Raw genomic sequence first — 14,801 nt, 5'->3', positions numbered from 1 at the left:
ATCCTTTGAACGGAACAAAGACTTGCTTGCGCTGGGTTTCATGCGTGTTAGGTCGAATCTTAAGACATTTCGGCCACATGCGTGAGGGGGACGGGGAACGATTCGTGAAGATGCGTGGAATTAGCCTTGTTCTTTCCTTTTATTGTTGGTTTTAGGCAACAGGGAAAGGGTGGGGCCGCTTCTTCAATCCATCATCGATACGATTAGTGGACGATGGATTTTTGACGAATCGACCGTTTCAATCACATATCGCCCGCCTTCTCGCCTCGCTACGCTGCGTCCCTCTATGTGAAAGTGCTAGAATTTCCTCTTGTCCGTTTACGGCTGGCTTACTGCTTAACCCATATCTATAAAGAATTGACCTATGGATTCCTTTGCCAAGGAGACGCTTCCCGTTTCGCTTGAAGAGGAGATGCGCCGCAGCTACCTCGATTACGCCATGAGCGTGATTGTGGGCCGTGCTCTTCCCGACGTGCGAGATGGTTTGAAGCCCGTGCATCGCCGTGTTCTGTTCGCCATGCATGAACTCAATAACGACTGGAATCGTGCCTATAAGAAGTCGGCTCGTATCGTCGGTGATGTGATCGGTAAGTACCACCCTCATGGTGACTCTGCCGTCTATGACACTATCGTGCGTCTGGCGCAGGACTTTTCCATGCGCTACACCCTGGTCGACGGACAAGGTAACTTTGGTTCCATCGACGGGGATAACGCCGCGGCCATGCGTTACACCGAAATCCGTCTGGCCAAGATCGCCCACGAACTGCTGGCCGATATCGACCAGGAAACCGTGGATTTCGTGCCTAACTATGATGGCAGCGAAAAAGAACCGGCCCTGTTGCCTTCGCGCTTGCCCAACCTGCTGGTCAACGGCAGCTCGGGTATTGCCGTGGGTATGGCTACCAATATTCCGCCGCATAACCTGGCTGAAGTGGTCAACGGCTGTCTGTACTGTCTGAGCCACCCCGAGTGCACGGTTGATGAGCTGATCGAATACATCCCGGCCCCCGACTTCCCGACCGGCGCCATTATTTATGGCATGTCCGGTGTGCGCGAAGGCTATCGCACGGGCCGTGGCCGCGTCATTATGCGTGCCAGTACACACTTTGAAGACATGGAAAAGGGCAACCGTCAGGCCATCGTGGTCGACGCCATTCCTTACCAGGTCAACAAGAAGTCGCTGCAGGAACGCATTGCCGAGCTGGTCAACGAAAAACGCATCGAGGGTATCTCCGATATCCGCGACGAGTCCGACAAGGACGGTATGCGTTTGGTCATTGAACTGAAGCGCGGCGAAGTGCCGGAAGTTGTGCTGAACAACCTCTACAAGAATACGCAGTTGCAAGAAACCTTCGGGATGAACATGGTGGCACTGGTCGATGGCCAGCCCCGTCTGCTCAACCTGAAACAGCTGGTGGATTACTTCCTGAGCCACCGCCGCGAAGTGGTTACTCGCCGTACCGTATTCCAGTTGCGCAAAGCGCGCGAGCGCGGTCATGTGCTGGAAGGTCTGGCTGTAGCCCTGGCCAATATTGATGAGTTCATCGAAATCATCAAAGCGGCTCCAACGCCACCGGTTGCCCGTGTCGAGCTGATGGCTCGGTCCTGGGATTCCGGTTTGGTGCGCGAGATGCTGGCCCGTGCCGACACCAGCGCCATTGTGGGCGGCCGTCAGGCTTACCGTCCGGATGATTTGGGTGCTGAATTTGGCATGAACACAGACGGTCTGTACCGTCTGAGCGAAGTGCAGGCCCAGGAAATCCTGAACATGCGCTTGCAGCGCCTGACTGGCCTGGAGCAGGACAAGATTGTTCAGGAGTACCGCGAGGTCATGGACAAGATTGCTGACTTGCTGGATATCCTGTCTAACCCGGCTCGTGTGTCTGCCATTATTGGTGACGAACTGATCGCCGTGCGCGACGAGTTCTCGGCGACTGGCAAGGACGTTCGTCGCTCGCAAATCGAGCACAACGCCACCGAGCTGGATACCGAAGACTTGATCACCCCTATGGATATGGTGGTGACGCTCTCGCATACCGGCTACATCAAGAGCCAGCCGCTGTCCGAGTACCGGGCCCAGCGTCGTGGTGGCCGTGGCAAGCAGGCCACCGCCATGAAAGAGGACGACTGGATCGACAAGCTGTTCATCGCTAATACCCACGATTACCTGCTGTGCTTCTCCAACCGTGGCCGTGTGTACTGGCTCAAGGTCTGGGAAGTGCCACAAGGTTCGCGCAACTCGCGTGGCCGTCCTATCGTCAATATGTTCCCTCTGGAAGATGGCGAGAAGATCAACGTGGTGCTGTCCGTCAAGGAATTCAGCGAAGATCAGTTCGTGTTCATGGCGACCTCGCGCGGCACGGTCAAGAAGACCCCGCTATCCGACTTCTCCAACCCCCGTAAGGCCGGCATTATTGCTGTGGGCCTGGACGAGGGCGACTACCTGATCGGTGCTCAGCTGACCGACGGCGTCCATGACGTCATGTTGTTCTCTGACGCCGGCAAGGCCGTGCGCTTTGATGAGGGTGATGTGCGTCCAATGGGCCGCGCTGCCCGTGGCGTACGCGGCATGACGCTGGAAGAAGGTCAGTCCGTGATTGCCCTGCTGGTGGCCGAAGACGAAACCCAGTCCGTGCTGACCGCCACCGAGAACGGTTTCGGCAAGCGTACCCCGATTGGCGAATACACGCGTCACGGTCGTGGCACCAAGGGCATGATTGCCATCCAGACCTCGGCCCGTAACGGCAAGGTCGTGGGTGCGGTGCTGGTTCGTGAAACCGACGAGATCATGCTGATCACCAACGCCGGTGTGCTGGTACGCACTCGCGTGGCTGAAATCCGCGAAATGGGTCGTGCGACTCAAGGTGTGACCTTGATCAGCGTGGACGATGACAGCGAGCTGTCTGGTGTGTACCGCGTGGTGGAGACCGATGACGAGGTCGACGCCGAGCTGGCCGAAGAGGGTCAGGCGCCAGAAGGTCAGGAGCAGGATAATCAACTTGATTCCGCCCAAGACCAGGCGGACCCTTCCGGCGAGGAAAACGAGTAATGCGTGTATGGAATTTTTCGGCAGGCCCGTCAATGCTGCCGTTGGAAGTGCTGGAGCAAGCCGCTGCTGAAATGACAGATTGGCATGGCACCGGCATGTCCATCATGGAAATGAGCCACCGTAGCAAGGACTATATGGGTGTGCGTGACGAGGCAGAAGCCGATTTGCGCAGCTTGCTGTCCGTGCCCGATGACTTCGCGGTGCTGTTTGTTCAGGGTGGGGCACAAGGCCAGAATGGCCTTTTGCCCTTGAACCTGATTCAGCGCAATGGCAGTGGCAAGGCCGACTACGTGCTTTCGGGCAGTTGGTCGGTCAAGTCCTGCGAAGAGGCTCAGCGCTACGGTGATATCCACGTTGCCGGTACCAGTGGTCAGGCGTGGCAGGATCAGGGCAAGGAATGGGCGCCCTGGACCTGGTTCCCCGAGCCTTCCCAATGGGATGTGCGCTCGGATGCGGCTTACTTGCACGTTTGCACCAATGAAACCATTGGTGGCGTGGAGTTCAATGATATTCCCAAGCTGGATGTCCCCGTCGTTGCTGACGTGTCGTCCAACATTCTGTCCTGCCCGATCGATTTCTCGCGCGTGTCGGTTGCTTACGCCGGTGCCCAGAAAAATGCCGGCATGTCCGGTATTGCCTTGATGATGATACGCAAGGACTTGCTGGGCCATGCCATGGATCTGTGCCCGTCGGCGTTCAACTACGCCAACATTGAAAAGCAGCAGTCCATGTTCAACACGCCGCCTACGTACTCGATCTACATGGCCGGGCTGATGTTCAAGTGGCTGGAGCGCCAGGGTGGTGTGGCTGCCATGCAGGCACGCAATGCGGCCAAGTCCGAGGCCTTGTACGGCTTTCTGGATGCGTCCGAGTTCTACAACAACACCGTGCATCCGGCGTATCGCTCGCGTATGAACGTCCCGTTCCTCTTGCGTGATCAGTCCCTGGATTCCCTGTTTCTGGAACAGGCTACGGCTGCAGGCCTGACTTCCCTGAAAGGACACAAGAGCGTGGGCGGTATGCGCGCTTCAATCTATAACGCCATGCCGCTGGAGGGTGTGCAGGCACTTATCGATTTCATGACTGAATTTGAACGACGGAATGGCTAATACCTTAACTGAGCGCCTGCTCCCTTGGCGCAATCGTATTGATGAGCTGGATCGCCAGATCCTGGAGTTGCTCAACGAGCGTGCTCGTGCGGCTTTGGAAGTGGGCAAGATCAAGCAGGACTTCAATACAGAGGAAGTCATCCTCAAGCCCGAACGCGAGGCACGTATTGTGCGTCGCTTGCAGTCTGAAAATGATGGCCCGTTCACACCGGCAGCAGTCGAAGCGGTGTGGGGACAGATTATTTCTGCCTGTCGCGGTCTGGAAAGCGTATTGCGCGTGGCTTATCTGGGCCCACAGGGCTCTTTTTCCGAGCAAGCCGCCTACGAGCATTTCGGCCATGCTTTGGATGGCCTGCAATGTGACTCCTTCGACGAGGTTTTCCGCAGCGTCGAGGTGGGTCAGGCTGAAGTAGGCATGGTGCCCGTCGAGAACTCGACCGAAGGTGCTGTGAACCGCACGCTGGATTTGCTGCTGAACTCGCCCTTGCGTGTCCTGGGCGAGCGCTCGATTCGTGTGCATCACAATCTGCTGACCCAAACTGGCACGATGGAAGGCGTCACCCGTGTGATGGCCCATCCTCAGGCTTTGGCGCAGTGCCAGAACTGGCTGCAAAAGCATTACCCACAGCTTTTGCGTGAGGCCGCCTCCAGCAACGCTGAAGCAGCACGCATTGCGTCGTCCGATCCTACGGTTGCAGCGATTGCGGGCAATACAGCTGTTACCGCCTGGAATCTGGGTGTGGTCGAGGCCGGTATTCAGGACGATCCGCACAACCGCACCCGTTTCCTGGCCATTGGCAATATCGAGTCCCTGCCTAGCGGCAATGACAAGACCAGCATCATTCTGGCGGTGCCCAACCGGGCTGGCGCTGTTTATGACATGCTGTCTCCTTTGGCTGTGCATGGCGTGTCCATGACTCGCCTGGAGTCGCGTCCTGCACGGACAGGGCAGTGGGAATATTATTTCTACGTAGACCTGATCGGCCATCGTGATGAGCCAGCCATGGCTGCTGCTTTGGCAGAACTGAAGAAACAAGTCGCCTTTTTCAAGATTCTGGGTTCTTACCCCGTAAACGACTTTTAAGCATCAGCAACAAGAAAGGCCTGGGGGGCTTCCCCCTCAAGGCCTTATTGTCTGTGTGGGACATGCCTGTTCAGGACGTGCCTTGTCAGGACATGCCTTGTCAGGACGAGTGGCTCGCACAGGATCTGCTTGTTTCGGTCTGTCTTGCGCAGTTGCTTGGTGCGCTGTGTCATCAAGAGCTGGCTAGACAAAATAGAGGCTTTGCGTGTTGCTTGAATCCTTTGATGGGGTTTGGGCGGCAGTCTGGCAAAGTCTGCATCAATATCCCGGTTTTGCTCGTGCTATTTCACGCAATACGCGCAGCATGGACGGCCTGAGAGGGAACGGAATTAATCATGATAGCGTCATCAGAAACTATGGCGCCGCCGCCCTTGGTTCCGGTGCTGGCGGTCGTCGGAGTCGGTTTGATTGGCGGCTCTTTGGCTCTGGCGCTCAAGCGCTCCGGGGCGGTAGGAAAAGTGCTGGGCGTAGGTCGGCAGCTGAAAAGCTTGCGACGTGCCCAAGAACTGGGCCTGATTGACGATGTCGCCACGCTTGAGCAAGCCGCGCAGCAAGCGGACCTGATTGTGTTGGCTACGCCTATCGGGGCCATGGCCTCGGTATTGAAAACCTTGCGTCCCCATCTGCGTGACGACACCTTGATCAGCGACGCGGGTAGCACCAAGGTCGATGTGGTCAGTGTGGCGCGTGATGCGCTGGGTGATCGTATCAGCCAGTTTGTTCCCGGCCACCCCATTGCCGGTGCGGAAACCGTAGGTCCCGAAGCGGCGCGTGCTGATCTGTACGACGGTCGCAACGTCATCTTGACCCCCCTGGAAGAAAACAGTGCCAGCGCACGCGAGCGTTTGATTGCCGTGTGGGAGGCTTGCGGGGCGCGTGTCATGTTGATGGACCCGGCTACGCATGACGAAGTGCTGGCATCGGTCAGTCATGTGCCGCACTTTTTATCCTCGGTTTTTATGTGGCAGGTGGCCTCCAGTGCCAACTCGGATCAGCGTTTTGCCTTGGCAGGAACTGGCTTTCGGGACTTCACCCGCATTGCAGCCGGATCAGCCGAAGTGTGGCGCGACATTTTTCTGAGCAACCGCGAGGCTGTCTTGGGCCAATTGCAGGAAGTACGTCAGGCCCTGGATCAGGCCGAGCAGGCTTTGCAGGACCAGGATGGTCAGGCTTTATACGAATTTTTAGAGCGTGCTGCCTTGGCGCGCCGTTTTTGGGCAAGTAGGAGTGGTTTGCAATGAGCCAAAGCGACAGTCTTGTTTTGAACCCCGTCAGCCGCGCTAGCGGACAACTGCAATTGCCAGGGTCCAAGAGCATTTCCAATCGAGCCCTGTTGTTGGCCGCCTTGGCTCAAGGGCAAACACGCCTGGAAGGCTTGCTGCATTCGGACGATACCCGCGTCATGATGGCCGCTCTGCAGCAAATGGGCGTGGCTGTGCAGGACCTGGGGCAGGGCACGGTAGTGATCGACGGTGGGGCTCCTTTTGCGCATCGCGATGCGGATCTGTTTTTGGGTAATGCCGGTACGGCTTTCCGCTCCTTGACCGCTGCTTTGGGCTTGATGGGTGGTCGCTTCAACCTTAGCGGTATTGCCCGCATGCACGAGCGCCCCATTGGGGATCTGGTGGATGCGCTGCGCAGCCTGGGAGCTGAGGTGCAATATCTGGGGGCAGAGGGCTATCCTCCCTTGGCGATTGGTGAGTTGGCACAGGCTGATCAGCGTCGTGTGTCGGTGAAAGGCTCGGTATCCAGCCAGTTCCTGACAGCCTTGTTAATGGCCGCTCCCTTGTTGACTGCTCGTACGGGCCAGCCTTTGCGTATCGAGGTGGAAGGGGAGTTGATCTCTCAGCCTTATATTGAAATCACGCTGGCCATGATGGCGCGTTTCGGTGTGCAGGTGGAGCGCGACGGCTGGAGCAGCTTTACTGTCCCCGCCGATGCGGCTTATGTCAGCCCCGGCTTGTACGTGGTGGAGGGCGATGCCTCGTCCGCTTCGTATTTCATTGCTTTGGGAGCTATTGGCGGTGGCCCGCTACGTATTCAGGGCGTGGGTACAGAAAGTCTGCAAGGCGATATTCAGTTTGCGGATGTGGCCCAAGCCATGGGTGCTCGTATCGAGCGTCATGCCAATGAACTGATCGTTTCTGGTCAGTGCGTAGCCAAGGGCGACAAGCTCAAGGCCTTTGATCTGGATTTCAACCATATTCCTGACGCCGCCATGACGGCAGCTGCCATGGCCATGTTTGCTGATGGTCCTTGCACCTTGCGCAATATCGCCAGCTGGCGCGTGAAGGAGACAGACCGTATTGATGCCATGCAGGCCGAATTGCGCAAGCTGGGGGCAACAGTAGAATCCGGGCCGGACTGGCTGACTGTGCATCCTATTGCCGCCGATCAATGGCGTTCGGCTAGCATCGAAACGTATGATGACCACCGCATTGCCATGTGTTTTTCACTGGCCAGCTTTGGCCCGGTGCCGGTCACCATTCTGGATCCCGGCTGTGTCAGCAAGACGTTCCCCGAGTATTTTTCTGTTTTTGAACAATTGGTGCAGGCATGACAGAGCAGAGCATTCCCGTCATAACCATTGATGGCCCTACCGCTTCCGGTAAAGGGACGATTGCTTCCCTGGTCGCGCAGCGGCTGGGCTGGCATACGCTGGACAGCGGTGCCTTGTATCGCCTGACTGCCTTGTCCTGCCTGCGTCGCGGCGTGGATGTCCAGGACGAGGCCCAGGTCCAGCATGCGGCCCAGAGCCTGAACGTGCAGTTTGACTACCCCCATATCTACATGGATGGCGATGACGTCAGCGACGCTATTCGTCAGGAAGAGGTAGGAAATCTGGCCTCTCAGGTGGCGGCCTTGCCTCTGGTGCGTGAGGCACTTTTGCAACGGCAGCGGGATTTTCGCGTTGCCCCCGGTTTGGTGGGCGATGGGCGCGATATGGGCACAGTTGTCTTCCCGGACGCACCTTTAAAGATATTTTTGCTGGCAGATGCGGAGGTGCGGGCCCAAAGACGCTGTAAACAGTTGAGCGAAAAGGGTATTTCTGCTAATCTTACGAGTCTTTTGGCGGACTTGCGTGCGCGCGACGAACGTGATCGTTCTCGAACTCATGCTCCGCTTGTGCCTGCGCCGGGTGCCCACATTGTGGATTCTTCCCAGCTCAGCATCCAGGAAGTTGTAAATAAGGTGCTCGACCTTTGGTCGGGCATTGCGGTCCCGACAGCCTAATCCCGTGCTGATCGGGCTTTGTTCACTCCACCGGGTTCTGCCTGGTGTGTTTTTTATGGCCATTTTGGCTAACGGATTGATTTAATGTCCACTAACCTTCACACAGACGCAACGGGCGGCGAAAGCTTTGCCGATTTGTTTGCAGAAAGCATTAAAAACCAAGACCTGAAAAGCGGCGAAGTTATCTCCGCCGAGGTTCTGCGTATTGACCACAACTACGTTCTGGTCAATGCTGGCCTGAAGTCCGAAGCACTGATCCCTCTGGAAGAGTTCCTGAACGATCAGGGCGAACTGGAAGTTCAAGCTGGTGACTTTGTTTCCGTGGCAATCGACGCCTTCGAAAACGGCTACGGTGACACCATTCTGTCCCGCGACCGCGCCAAGCGTCTGTCGGCCTGGTTGTCCCTCGAGCAAGCGCTTGAGTCCGGCGAACTGGTCAACGGTACCATCACTGGTAAGGTCAAGGGCGGTCTGACCGTCATGACCAACGGCATCCGCGCCTTCTTGCCCGGTTCGCTGGTTGATCTGCGTCCTGTCAAGGACACCACGCCATACGAAGGCAAGACCCTGGAATTCAAGGTCATCAAGCTCGATCGCAAGCGTAACAACGTCGTGTTGTCGCGTCGCGCTGTGCTGGAAGCCTCCATGGGCGAAGAGCGTCAGAAACTGCTGGAAACCCTGTCCGAAGGCGCTATCGTCAAAGGTATCGTTAAGAACATCACCGATTACGGTGCGTTCGTGGATCTGGGCGGCATCGACGGTCTGCTGCACATCACCGATATGGCATGGCGCCGTGTTCGTCACCCATCCGAAGTTCTGCAGGTGGGTCAGGAAATCGAAGCCAAGGTCCTCAAGTTCGATCAGGAAAAGAGCCGCGTCTCCCTGGGCGTCAAGCAGCTGGGCGAAGATCCATGGATCGGTCTGGCACGTCGCTACCCACAAAACACCCGTCTGTTCGGCAAGGTTACCAACCTGACCGACTACGGTGCATTTGTTGAAGTGGAAGACGGTATCGAAGGTCTGGTTCACGTATCCGAAATGGATTGGACCAACAAGAACGTTGACCCACGCAAGGTTGTGACCTTGGGTGAAGAAGTCGAAGTCATGGTTCTGGAAATCGACGAAGATCGTCGTCGTATCTCCTTGGGCATGAAGCAGTGCCGTGCCAACCCATGGGAAGATTTCGCCATCAACTTCAAGCGCGGCGACAAGGTTCGCGGTGGCATCAAGTCCATCACCGACTTCGGCGTGTTTGTTGGTCTGCCTGGCGGCATCGACGGTCTGGTTCACCTGTCCGACCTGTCCTGGTCCGAGACTGGCGAAGAAGCCGTTCGCAACTTCAAGAAGGGCGACGAAGTTGACGCCGTGGTTCTGGGCATCGACACCGACAAAGAGCGCATTTCCCTGGGTATCAAACAGCTGGAAGGCGATCCGTTCAACAACTTCGTAGCAACCTACGACAAGGGTGCCGTGGTTAGCGGCGTCGTCAAGTCCGTGGAAGCCAAGGGTGCTGTTGTAACTCTGTCGCTGGACGTTGAAGGCTACCTGCGCGCCTCCGAGATCTCCTCGGGCCGTGTTGAAGATGCCACGACGGCTCTGAAAGAAGGTCAGGAAATCGAAACCATGATCTTGAGCGTGGATCGCAAGACCCGTTCGATTCAGCTGTCCATCAAGGCTCGTGATACCGCCGAAACCGCTCAATCCATGGCCCGCCTGACCGAAGCCAGCGCTTCGTCCGGTACGACCAATCTGGGTGCTCTGCTGCGTGCCAAGCTGGACCAGCAGCAACGTGACGACGGTTAATCAGCGTGACAAAGTCTGAGCTGATCGCGCTGTTGGCCAGCCGCTATCCGCAGCTGGCTCTGCGCGATATGGATTTCGCCGTGAAAACGGTTTTGGATTCTATGACCCAGGCCCTGGCCAGCGGTCAACGGATCGAAATCCGAGGGTTTGGCAGCTTTTCGCTCTCTACCCGCTCGCCGCGGGTAGGGCGCAATCCCAAATCGGGTGAAAAAGTGATGGTGCCTGGCAAACAGGTGCCGCACTTCAAAGCCGGCAAGGAATTGCGCGAGCGAGTCGATTCTGTCTTTCTCGAGCAAGAGCAAATCGAAGCAGACGACCAGTCGTCTGCCTTCGAGCAGCTCAATGCGAGAGTCCGTCACGGTTAAGACCTACTTGCACACTGATTACACAGGCCCTTTTCAGGGCCTGTTTTGCGTGTGCGCTAAATTCCGCTTGCACGTACAATCAGACATTATAAAAACACTGTTGGAGCCCTAAAAATGCGCTATCTAGTCTGGGTACTGCGTCTGCTCGTTTTTGTGATCGTGCTGCTGTTCGCACTGAAAAACACGGAACCGGTGCAAGTCAGCTTTTTCGCCGAGCATATTATTCAAGACGTTCCGCTGATCGTCGTAATGCTGGCCGCGTTTATTTTAGGTTTGGTGTTGGGGCTGCTTTTGATGGTGGGCGCGGTGATGCGCCGCCGTCGCGAGGTCAACCGCTTGCGCCGCGAAATGGACCGCCTGCAAGACAGACTGGAGCAAGCGCAGCAATCGCCCGTGAATACGGCTGCTGTGGCGCCCGAGACCGTCGCCCCGCTGGCGCCTTTGTAAGTCCTTGGAGTAAACAGTGGATTTTGAAACCTGGTGGTTGGTTTTTGTACCAATTCTATTTGCCTTGGGCTGGGTCGCCGCGCGGGTGGATTTTCGACAGATGATGTCCGAAACTCGCACCTTGCCGGACTCCTATTTCAAGGGTTTGAACTTCCTGCTCAATGAAGAGCCGGATCGTGCCATTGACGCCTTTGTGGAAGTGGCCAAGCTGGACCCCGAAACCACCGAGCTGCACTTTGCACTGGGTAGCCTGTTTCGCCGTCGTGGTGAAATGGAGCGCGCCATCCGAGTGCATCAAAGTCTGCTGTCGCGCGCTGATCTGCCGGTTGCTGATCGTGAAAATGCCCAGTTTCAGATTGCCCAGGATTTTCTGAAAGCTGGCATGCTGGACCGGGCCGAGGCCGCTTTTGAAGCGGTGCGTGAAACGCGCTTTGCTATTCCGGCCATGCGCGCCTTGATCCGTATTTATGAGTCCGAGCACGATTGGCCGCGTGCCATTGAAGCGGTGCGCCGTTTGCGTGCCTTGGTCGATGAGCCTGTGCCGCAACTGGTGCATTACCAGTGTGAGCAGGCTGAAGGGGCGTTGCAAGGCAAGCAGCCTGATTTTGAACGTGCCGCCAAAGCTTTGGACGAGGCGGATAATGCCATTCGCAAGCTGGGCACGGGCCAAGGCATGTATGCTTCTCAGGCGCGGGTTGCCGGTTTGCGTGCTCGTGTGGCGCGTATGCAAGGCCAGAGCGAGCAGGAGCGGGCTTACCTGGTTTCCATTTTGAGCAGTGCGCCTGAATATGTGGGCCTGTACGCGACCGAGCTGCTGGACAGTTACCGCAAGCTGGGTCGGGGCGAAGAGGGCGTTGCCATGTTGCGCAGTCATTATCAGCAGCATCCCAGCCTGGATATTTTCAATGTGCTGTTCCGTGTTCTGCGCGAACAGGAAGGCCATTTGCAGGCCTGGGCGTTTGCCCGTGATGCCTTGCGTGCCCATCCTTCTTTATTGGGTCTGGACAAGATGCTGGAAGTTGAACTCCAGGATCAAGGGCAGGGCAAGGAAAGTACCGAAGGCGCGGAGGCTGTCGGTGTCGATCAGATTATTGCAGGTGCGGATTTAAGCCTGCTGCGTTCCTTGATACATCGTCACACCCAGCGTCTGGATCGTTATTCCTGCAGTTCTTGCGGTTTTGAGGCTCGCCATTTCTATTGGCAATGTCCCGGCTGCAACTCTTGGGAAACCTATGCACCTCGCCGCCTTGAGGAGCTGAAATGATGACCTTCCCTGGTGAAGCTGTTGCTGCCAGCCGTGTGCTGGTCGTGGGTGACGTCATGCTGGACCGTTACTGGTTTGGCGATGTGGATCGTATCTCCCCCGAAGCCCCCGTTCCTGTGGTCAAGATGGGGCGGGTAGAGGACCGTCTGGGTGGTGCCGCCAACGTGGCACGCAATATTGCCGCTTTGGGTGCCCAGGCCAGCCTGCTGGGCGTGATCGGGCAGGACGAAGCGGGCAAGACTGTGCGTGAACTGGCTGAAGCGGACCATGTTCAGGCGCATTGGGTGCAAGATCCGGTCATGCCCACATCGCTGAAGCTGCGCGTGCTGGGTCGCCAGCAACAATTGTTGCGCGTGGATTTTGAAGAAAGCCCGGCCAGCAGTGCTTTGGATCAGTTGCAGCAAAGCATGAGCGACTTGCTGGATCAGCATCAGGTGCTGGTCTTGTCGGACTATGCGAAAGGCGCTTTGGCCCAGGTAGAAAGTTTGATTGCGTTGGCACGATCGAAGAACATTCCTGTTCTGGTCGATCCCAAAGGCAAAACCTACGAGCGCTATCAAGGGGCTACTATCCTGACGCCGAATCGTTCGGAAATGCAGGAAGCCGTGGGCGCTTGGAAAGATGAAGATGATTTGATGCGACGCGCTCAAGATTTGCGTCGCAAGCTGAATTTGGAATGCTTGCTGATTACCCGTTCCGAACAAGGGATGACCTTGTTCACCGAGCAGGGGCGTGAGCATGTGGATGCGCAGGCACAAGAGGTGTTCGATGTCTCGGGTGCCGGGGACACGGTATTGGCAACGCTGGCGGTGATGCGAGCGGCGGGTCTGGACTGGTTGCAGGCCATGCGCTGGGCGAACCGCGCGGGTGGTATCGTGGTCGGAAAATTGGGTACGTCCATTGTGACGGCAAAGGAATTGGCATGATCGTAGTGACCGGTGGCGCTGGCTTTATTGGCAGCAATTTGGTAAAAGGCCTGAACCAGCAGGGTGTGACCGACATTCTGGTGGTGGACGACCTGAGCGATGGCGACAAGTTCGTCAATCTGGTGCATGGCCAAATTGCCGACTATATGGACAAGGACGATTTCCGTGCCCGGTTGGCGCGCGACGAGTTCTCCAATATTGAAGCCGTACTGCACCAGGGTGCATGTTCGGATACGACCGAGCGCAATGGTCAGTTCATGATGGACAACAACTACCGCGTGACGCTGGAAATCTTCGAGTACTGCCAGGCCAAGCGTATTCCTCTCTTGTATGCTTCGTCCGCCGCTGTTTACGGTGCGGGTCCCTTGTATGCCGAGGACCTCAGCAACGAAGCGCCGTTGAACGTCTACGGCTATTCCAAGTTTCTGTTCGACCAAGTGCTGCGTCGTCATCTGGATAGTCTGCGTGCGCCAGTGGTCGGCCTGCGTTACTTCAATGTCTATGGTCCACAAGAGCAGCACAAAGGTCGTATGGCCTCGGTGGCTTATCACAATATGCTGCAATACCGTCGCGACGGTCATGTGCTCTTGTTTGGTGGCTGGGATGGCTATGTGGATGGTGGTCAGCAACGTGACTTCGTCTTTATTGATGATGTCGTGTCGGTGAATCTGCATTTCCTGGGTCAGGACAAGCAGTCGGGCGTGTTCAACTGCGGTTCGGGACGTGCCCAGCCGTTCAATGATGTAGCCCAGACCGTCGTCAACACCTTGCGTGAGCATGATGGCTTGCCTACCCTGACATTGGAAGAGTTGGTGACGCAGCAGTTTCTGCAATACATCCCGTTTCCCGATGATCTGAAAGGCCGTTATCAAAGCCACACCCAGGCAGACCTGACACAGCTGCGTGCGGCTGGTTACGACAAGCCTTTCCACGATGTACAGACGGGTGTCGCTGAGTACGTACGCCGTCTGCTGCAGTCGGGGGCTCTGCGCTAAGCAGTAGGGCTTTAAAGTCCATGCGGGCTGCCACGCATGGCTAAATGCGGTCTCCGGCCCGCTTTTGCATTCACCCAGGCAGCACCATAAAGGCTTCTTTCCAAGGAGCCTTTATCATGTCTACCTCCCTGATCTTGTCACCCGTTTCCCATCGCTGGTTGCACTCAATGCAAGGTTGGCGTGCGTCCGTTCTTCGCTTTCTGCTTGCCCTATGCTTATTGGGGCCCTGGAACTTGGCTGCCGCGGTGGATTTGAATACGGCTGATGCTCAACAATTGCAGCAAATTAAAGGTATAGGCCCCCGCACGGCCGAGTTGATTCTGGAGGAGCGGCAGCGGGGTGGCCCTTTCGACTCTTTGCAGGATTTGGCGGACCGGGTCAAAGGGATAGGCGCGAAAAAGATCGTTACGATGGAGCAGTCGGGCCTGAAAGTGGAGCCTGCCAAAGCCGCCAGCAAGGCGGTTTCCAATACGGTCGATGCGGATATAAGAAGAAAGCCGTAGCCCTGGGCGTAGACTCGCTTTA

At 56.8% G+C, this 14,801-nt stretch carries 13 protein-coding genes; all 13 read left to right on the top strand.

Annotated features, from left to right (window positions below; genetic code table 11):
• Positions 1-364: 364 nt before the first annotated feature.
• Positions 365-3,049, top strand: a complete 2,685-nt coding sequence (gene gyrA, locus OSH04_RS03035) for a DNA gyrase subunit A (RefSeq protein ID WP_035272681.1) — start codon at positions 365-367, stop codon at positions 3,047-3,049.
• Positions 3,049-4,158, top strand: a complete 1,110-nt coding sequence (serC, locus tag OSH04_RS03030) for a 3-phosphoserine/phosphohydroxythreonine transaminase (protein WP_083053340.1) — start codon at positions 3,049-3,051, stop codon at positions 4,156-4,158. The genes gyrA and serC overlap by 1 nt, the downstream gene beginning before the upstream one ends.
• Positions 4,151-5,242 carry a prephenate dehydratase gene (gene pheA, locus OSH04_RS03025; RefSeq protein ID WP_009463912.1) on the top strand — a complete coding sequence of 364 codons (1,092 nt, stop codon included), beginning with the start codon at positions 4,151-4,153 and terminating at the stop codon, positions 5,240-5,242. The genes serC and pheA overlap by 8 nt, the downstream gene beginning before the upstream one ends.
• 356 nt (positions 5,243-5,598) lie before the next feature.
• On the top strand, positions 5,599-6,483 hold the full coding sequence (locus tag OSH04_RS03020) for a prephenate dehydrogenase (RefSeq protein ID WP_266108051.1): 885 nt from the start codon (positions 5,599-5,601) through the stop codon (positions 6,481-6,483).
• Complete coding sequence (gene aroA, locus OSH04_RS03015) at positions 6,480-7,802, top strand: 3-phosphoshikimate 1-carboxyvinyltransferase (RefSeq protein WP_266107919.1); 1,323 nt, start codon at positions 6,480-6,482, stop codon at positions 7,800-7,802. Before OSH04_RS03020 ends, aroA begins: the two co-directional genes overlap by 4 nt.
• Positions 7,799-8,476 (top strand): (d)CMP kinase, encoded by a 678-nt coding sequence (cmk, locus tag OSH04_RS03010; protein WP_203145669.1) that lies wholly within the window; start codon positions 7,799-7,801, stop codon positions 8,474-8,476. The genes aroA and cmk overlap by 4 nt, the downstream gene beginning before the upstream one ends.
• An 84-nt stretch (positions 8,477-8,560) precedes the next feature.
• Positions 8,561-10,279 carry a 30S ribosomal protein S1 gene (gene rpsA / locus OSH04_RS03005; protein ID WP_022983279.1) on the top strand — a complete coding sequence of 573 codons (1,719 nt, stop codon included), beginning with the start codon at positions 8,561-8,563 and terminating at the stop codon, positions 10,277-10,279.
• Between the two features lie 5 nt (positions 10,280-10,284).
• Positions 10,285-10,644 carry an integration host factor subunit beta gene (locus tag OSH04_RS03000; protein WP_026482971.1) on the top strand — a complete coding sequence of 120 codons (360 nt, stop codon included), beginning with the start codon at positions 10,285-10,287 and terminating at the stop codon, positions 10,642-10,644.
• A gap of 114 nt (positions 10,645-10,758) precedes the next feature.
• Complete coding sequence (locus OSH04_RS02995; RefSeq protein ID WP_009456012.1) at positions 10,759-11,091, top strand: lipopolysaccharide assembly protein LapA domain-containing protein; 333 nt, start codon at positions 10,759-10,761, stop codon at positions 11,089-11,091.
• 16 nt (positions 11,092-11,107) lie between these two features.
• Positions 11,108-12,355 carry a lipopolysaccharide assembly protein LapB gene (gene lapB, locus OSH04_RS02990; RefSeq protein ID WP_009456011.1) on the top strand — a complete coding sequence of 416 codons (1,248 nt, stop codon included), beginning with the start codon at positions 11,108-11,110 and terminating at the stop codon, positions 12,353-12,355.
• Positions 12,352-13,281 (top strand): D-glycero-beta-D-manno-heptose-7-phosphate kinase, encoded by a 930-nt coding sequence (gene rfaE1 / locus OSH04_RS02985; protein WP_250755868.1) that lies wholly within the window; start codon positions 12,352-12,354, stop codon positions 13,279-13,281. The genes lapB and rfaE1 overlap by 4 nt, the downstream gene beginning before the upstream one ends.
• A complete protein-coding gene (gene rfaD, locus OSH04_RS02980; RefSeq protein ID WP_083053346.1) occupies positions 13,278-14,276 on the top strand; it encodes an ADP-glyceromanno-heptose 6-epimerase in 999 nt (332 codons plus the stop codon). Before rfaE1 ends, rfaD begins: the two co-directional genes overlap by 4 nt.
• Before the next feature lie 116 nt (positions 14,277-14,392).
• Positions 14,393-14,779, top strand: coding sequence for a ComEA family DNA-binding protein (locus tag OSH04_RS02975; RefSeq protein WP_115633863.1), 387 nt, complete (start codon positions 14,393-14,395; stop codon positions 14,777-14,779).
• Positions 14,780-14,801: the final 22 nt, after the last annotated feature.

The sequence above is a fragment of the Alcaligenes nematophilus genome (genome assembly GCF_026344155.1).
GTDB lineage: Bacteria > Pseudomonadota > Gammaproteobacteria > Burkholderiales > Burkholderiaceae_B > Alcaligenes > Alcaligenes phenolicus.
The sequence above is the reverse complement of the archived record's forward strand: the minus strand, read 5'-3'. Positions and strand labels throughout refer to the sequence as shown.

Excerpts from the sequence above, each read along its gene's own strand:
- gyrA (WP_035272681.1), top strand. The coding sequence starts at position 365 with ATGGATTCCTTTGCCAAGGAGACGCTTCCCGTTTCGCTTGAAGAGGAG.
- serC (WP_083053340.1), top strand. The coding sequence starts at position 3,049 with ATGCGTGTATGGAATTTTTCGGCAGGCCCGTCAATGCTGCCGTTGGAA.
- pheA (WP_009463912.1), top strand. The coding sequence starts at position 4,151 with ATGGCTAATACCTTAACTGAGCGCCTGCTCCCTTGGCGCAATCGTATT.
- OSH04_RS03020 (WP_266108051.1), top strand. The coding sequence starts at position 5,599 with ATGGCGCCGCCGCCCTTGGTTCCGGTGCTGGCGGTCGTCGGAGTCGGT.
- aroA (WP_266107919.1), top strand. The coding sequence starts at position 6,480 with ATGAGCCAAAGCGACAGTCTTGTTTTGAACCCCGTCAGCCGCGCTAGC.
- cmk (WP_203145669.1), top strand. The coding sequence starts at position 7,799 with ATGACAGAGCAGAGCATTCCCGTCATAACCATTGATGGCCCTACCGCT.
- rpsA (WP_022983279.1), top strand. The coding sequence starts at position 8,561 with ATGTCCACTAACCTTCACACAGACGCAACGGGCGGCGAAAGCTTTGCC.
- OSH04_RS02995 (WP_009456012.1), top strand. The coding sequence starts at position 10,759 with ATGCGCTATCTAGTCTGGGTACTGCGTCTGCTCGTTTTTGTGATCGTG.
- rfaE1 (WP_250755868.1), top strand. The coding sequence starts at position 12,352 with ATGATGACCTTCCCTGGTGAAGCTGTTGCTGCCAGCCGTGTGCTGGTC.
- rfaD (WP_083053346.1), top strand. The coding sequence starts at position 13,278 with ATGATCGTAGTGACCGGTGGCGCTGGCTTTATTGGCAGCAATTTGGTA.
- OSH04_RS02975 (WP_115633863.1), top strand. The coding sequence starts at position 14,393 with ATGTCTACCTCCCTGATCTTGTCACCCGTTTCCCATCGCTGGTTGCAC.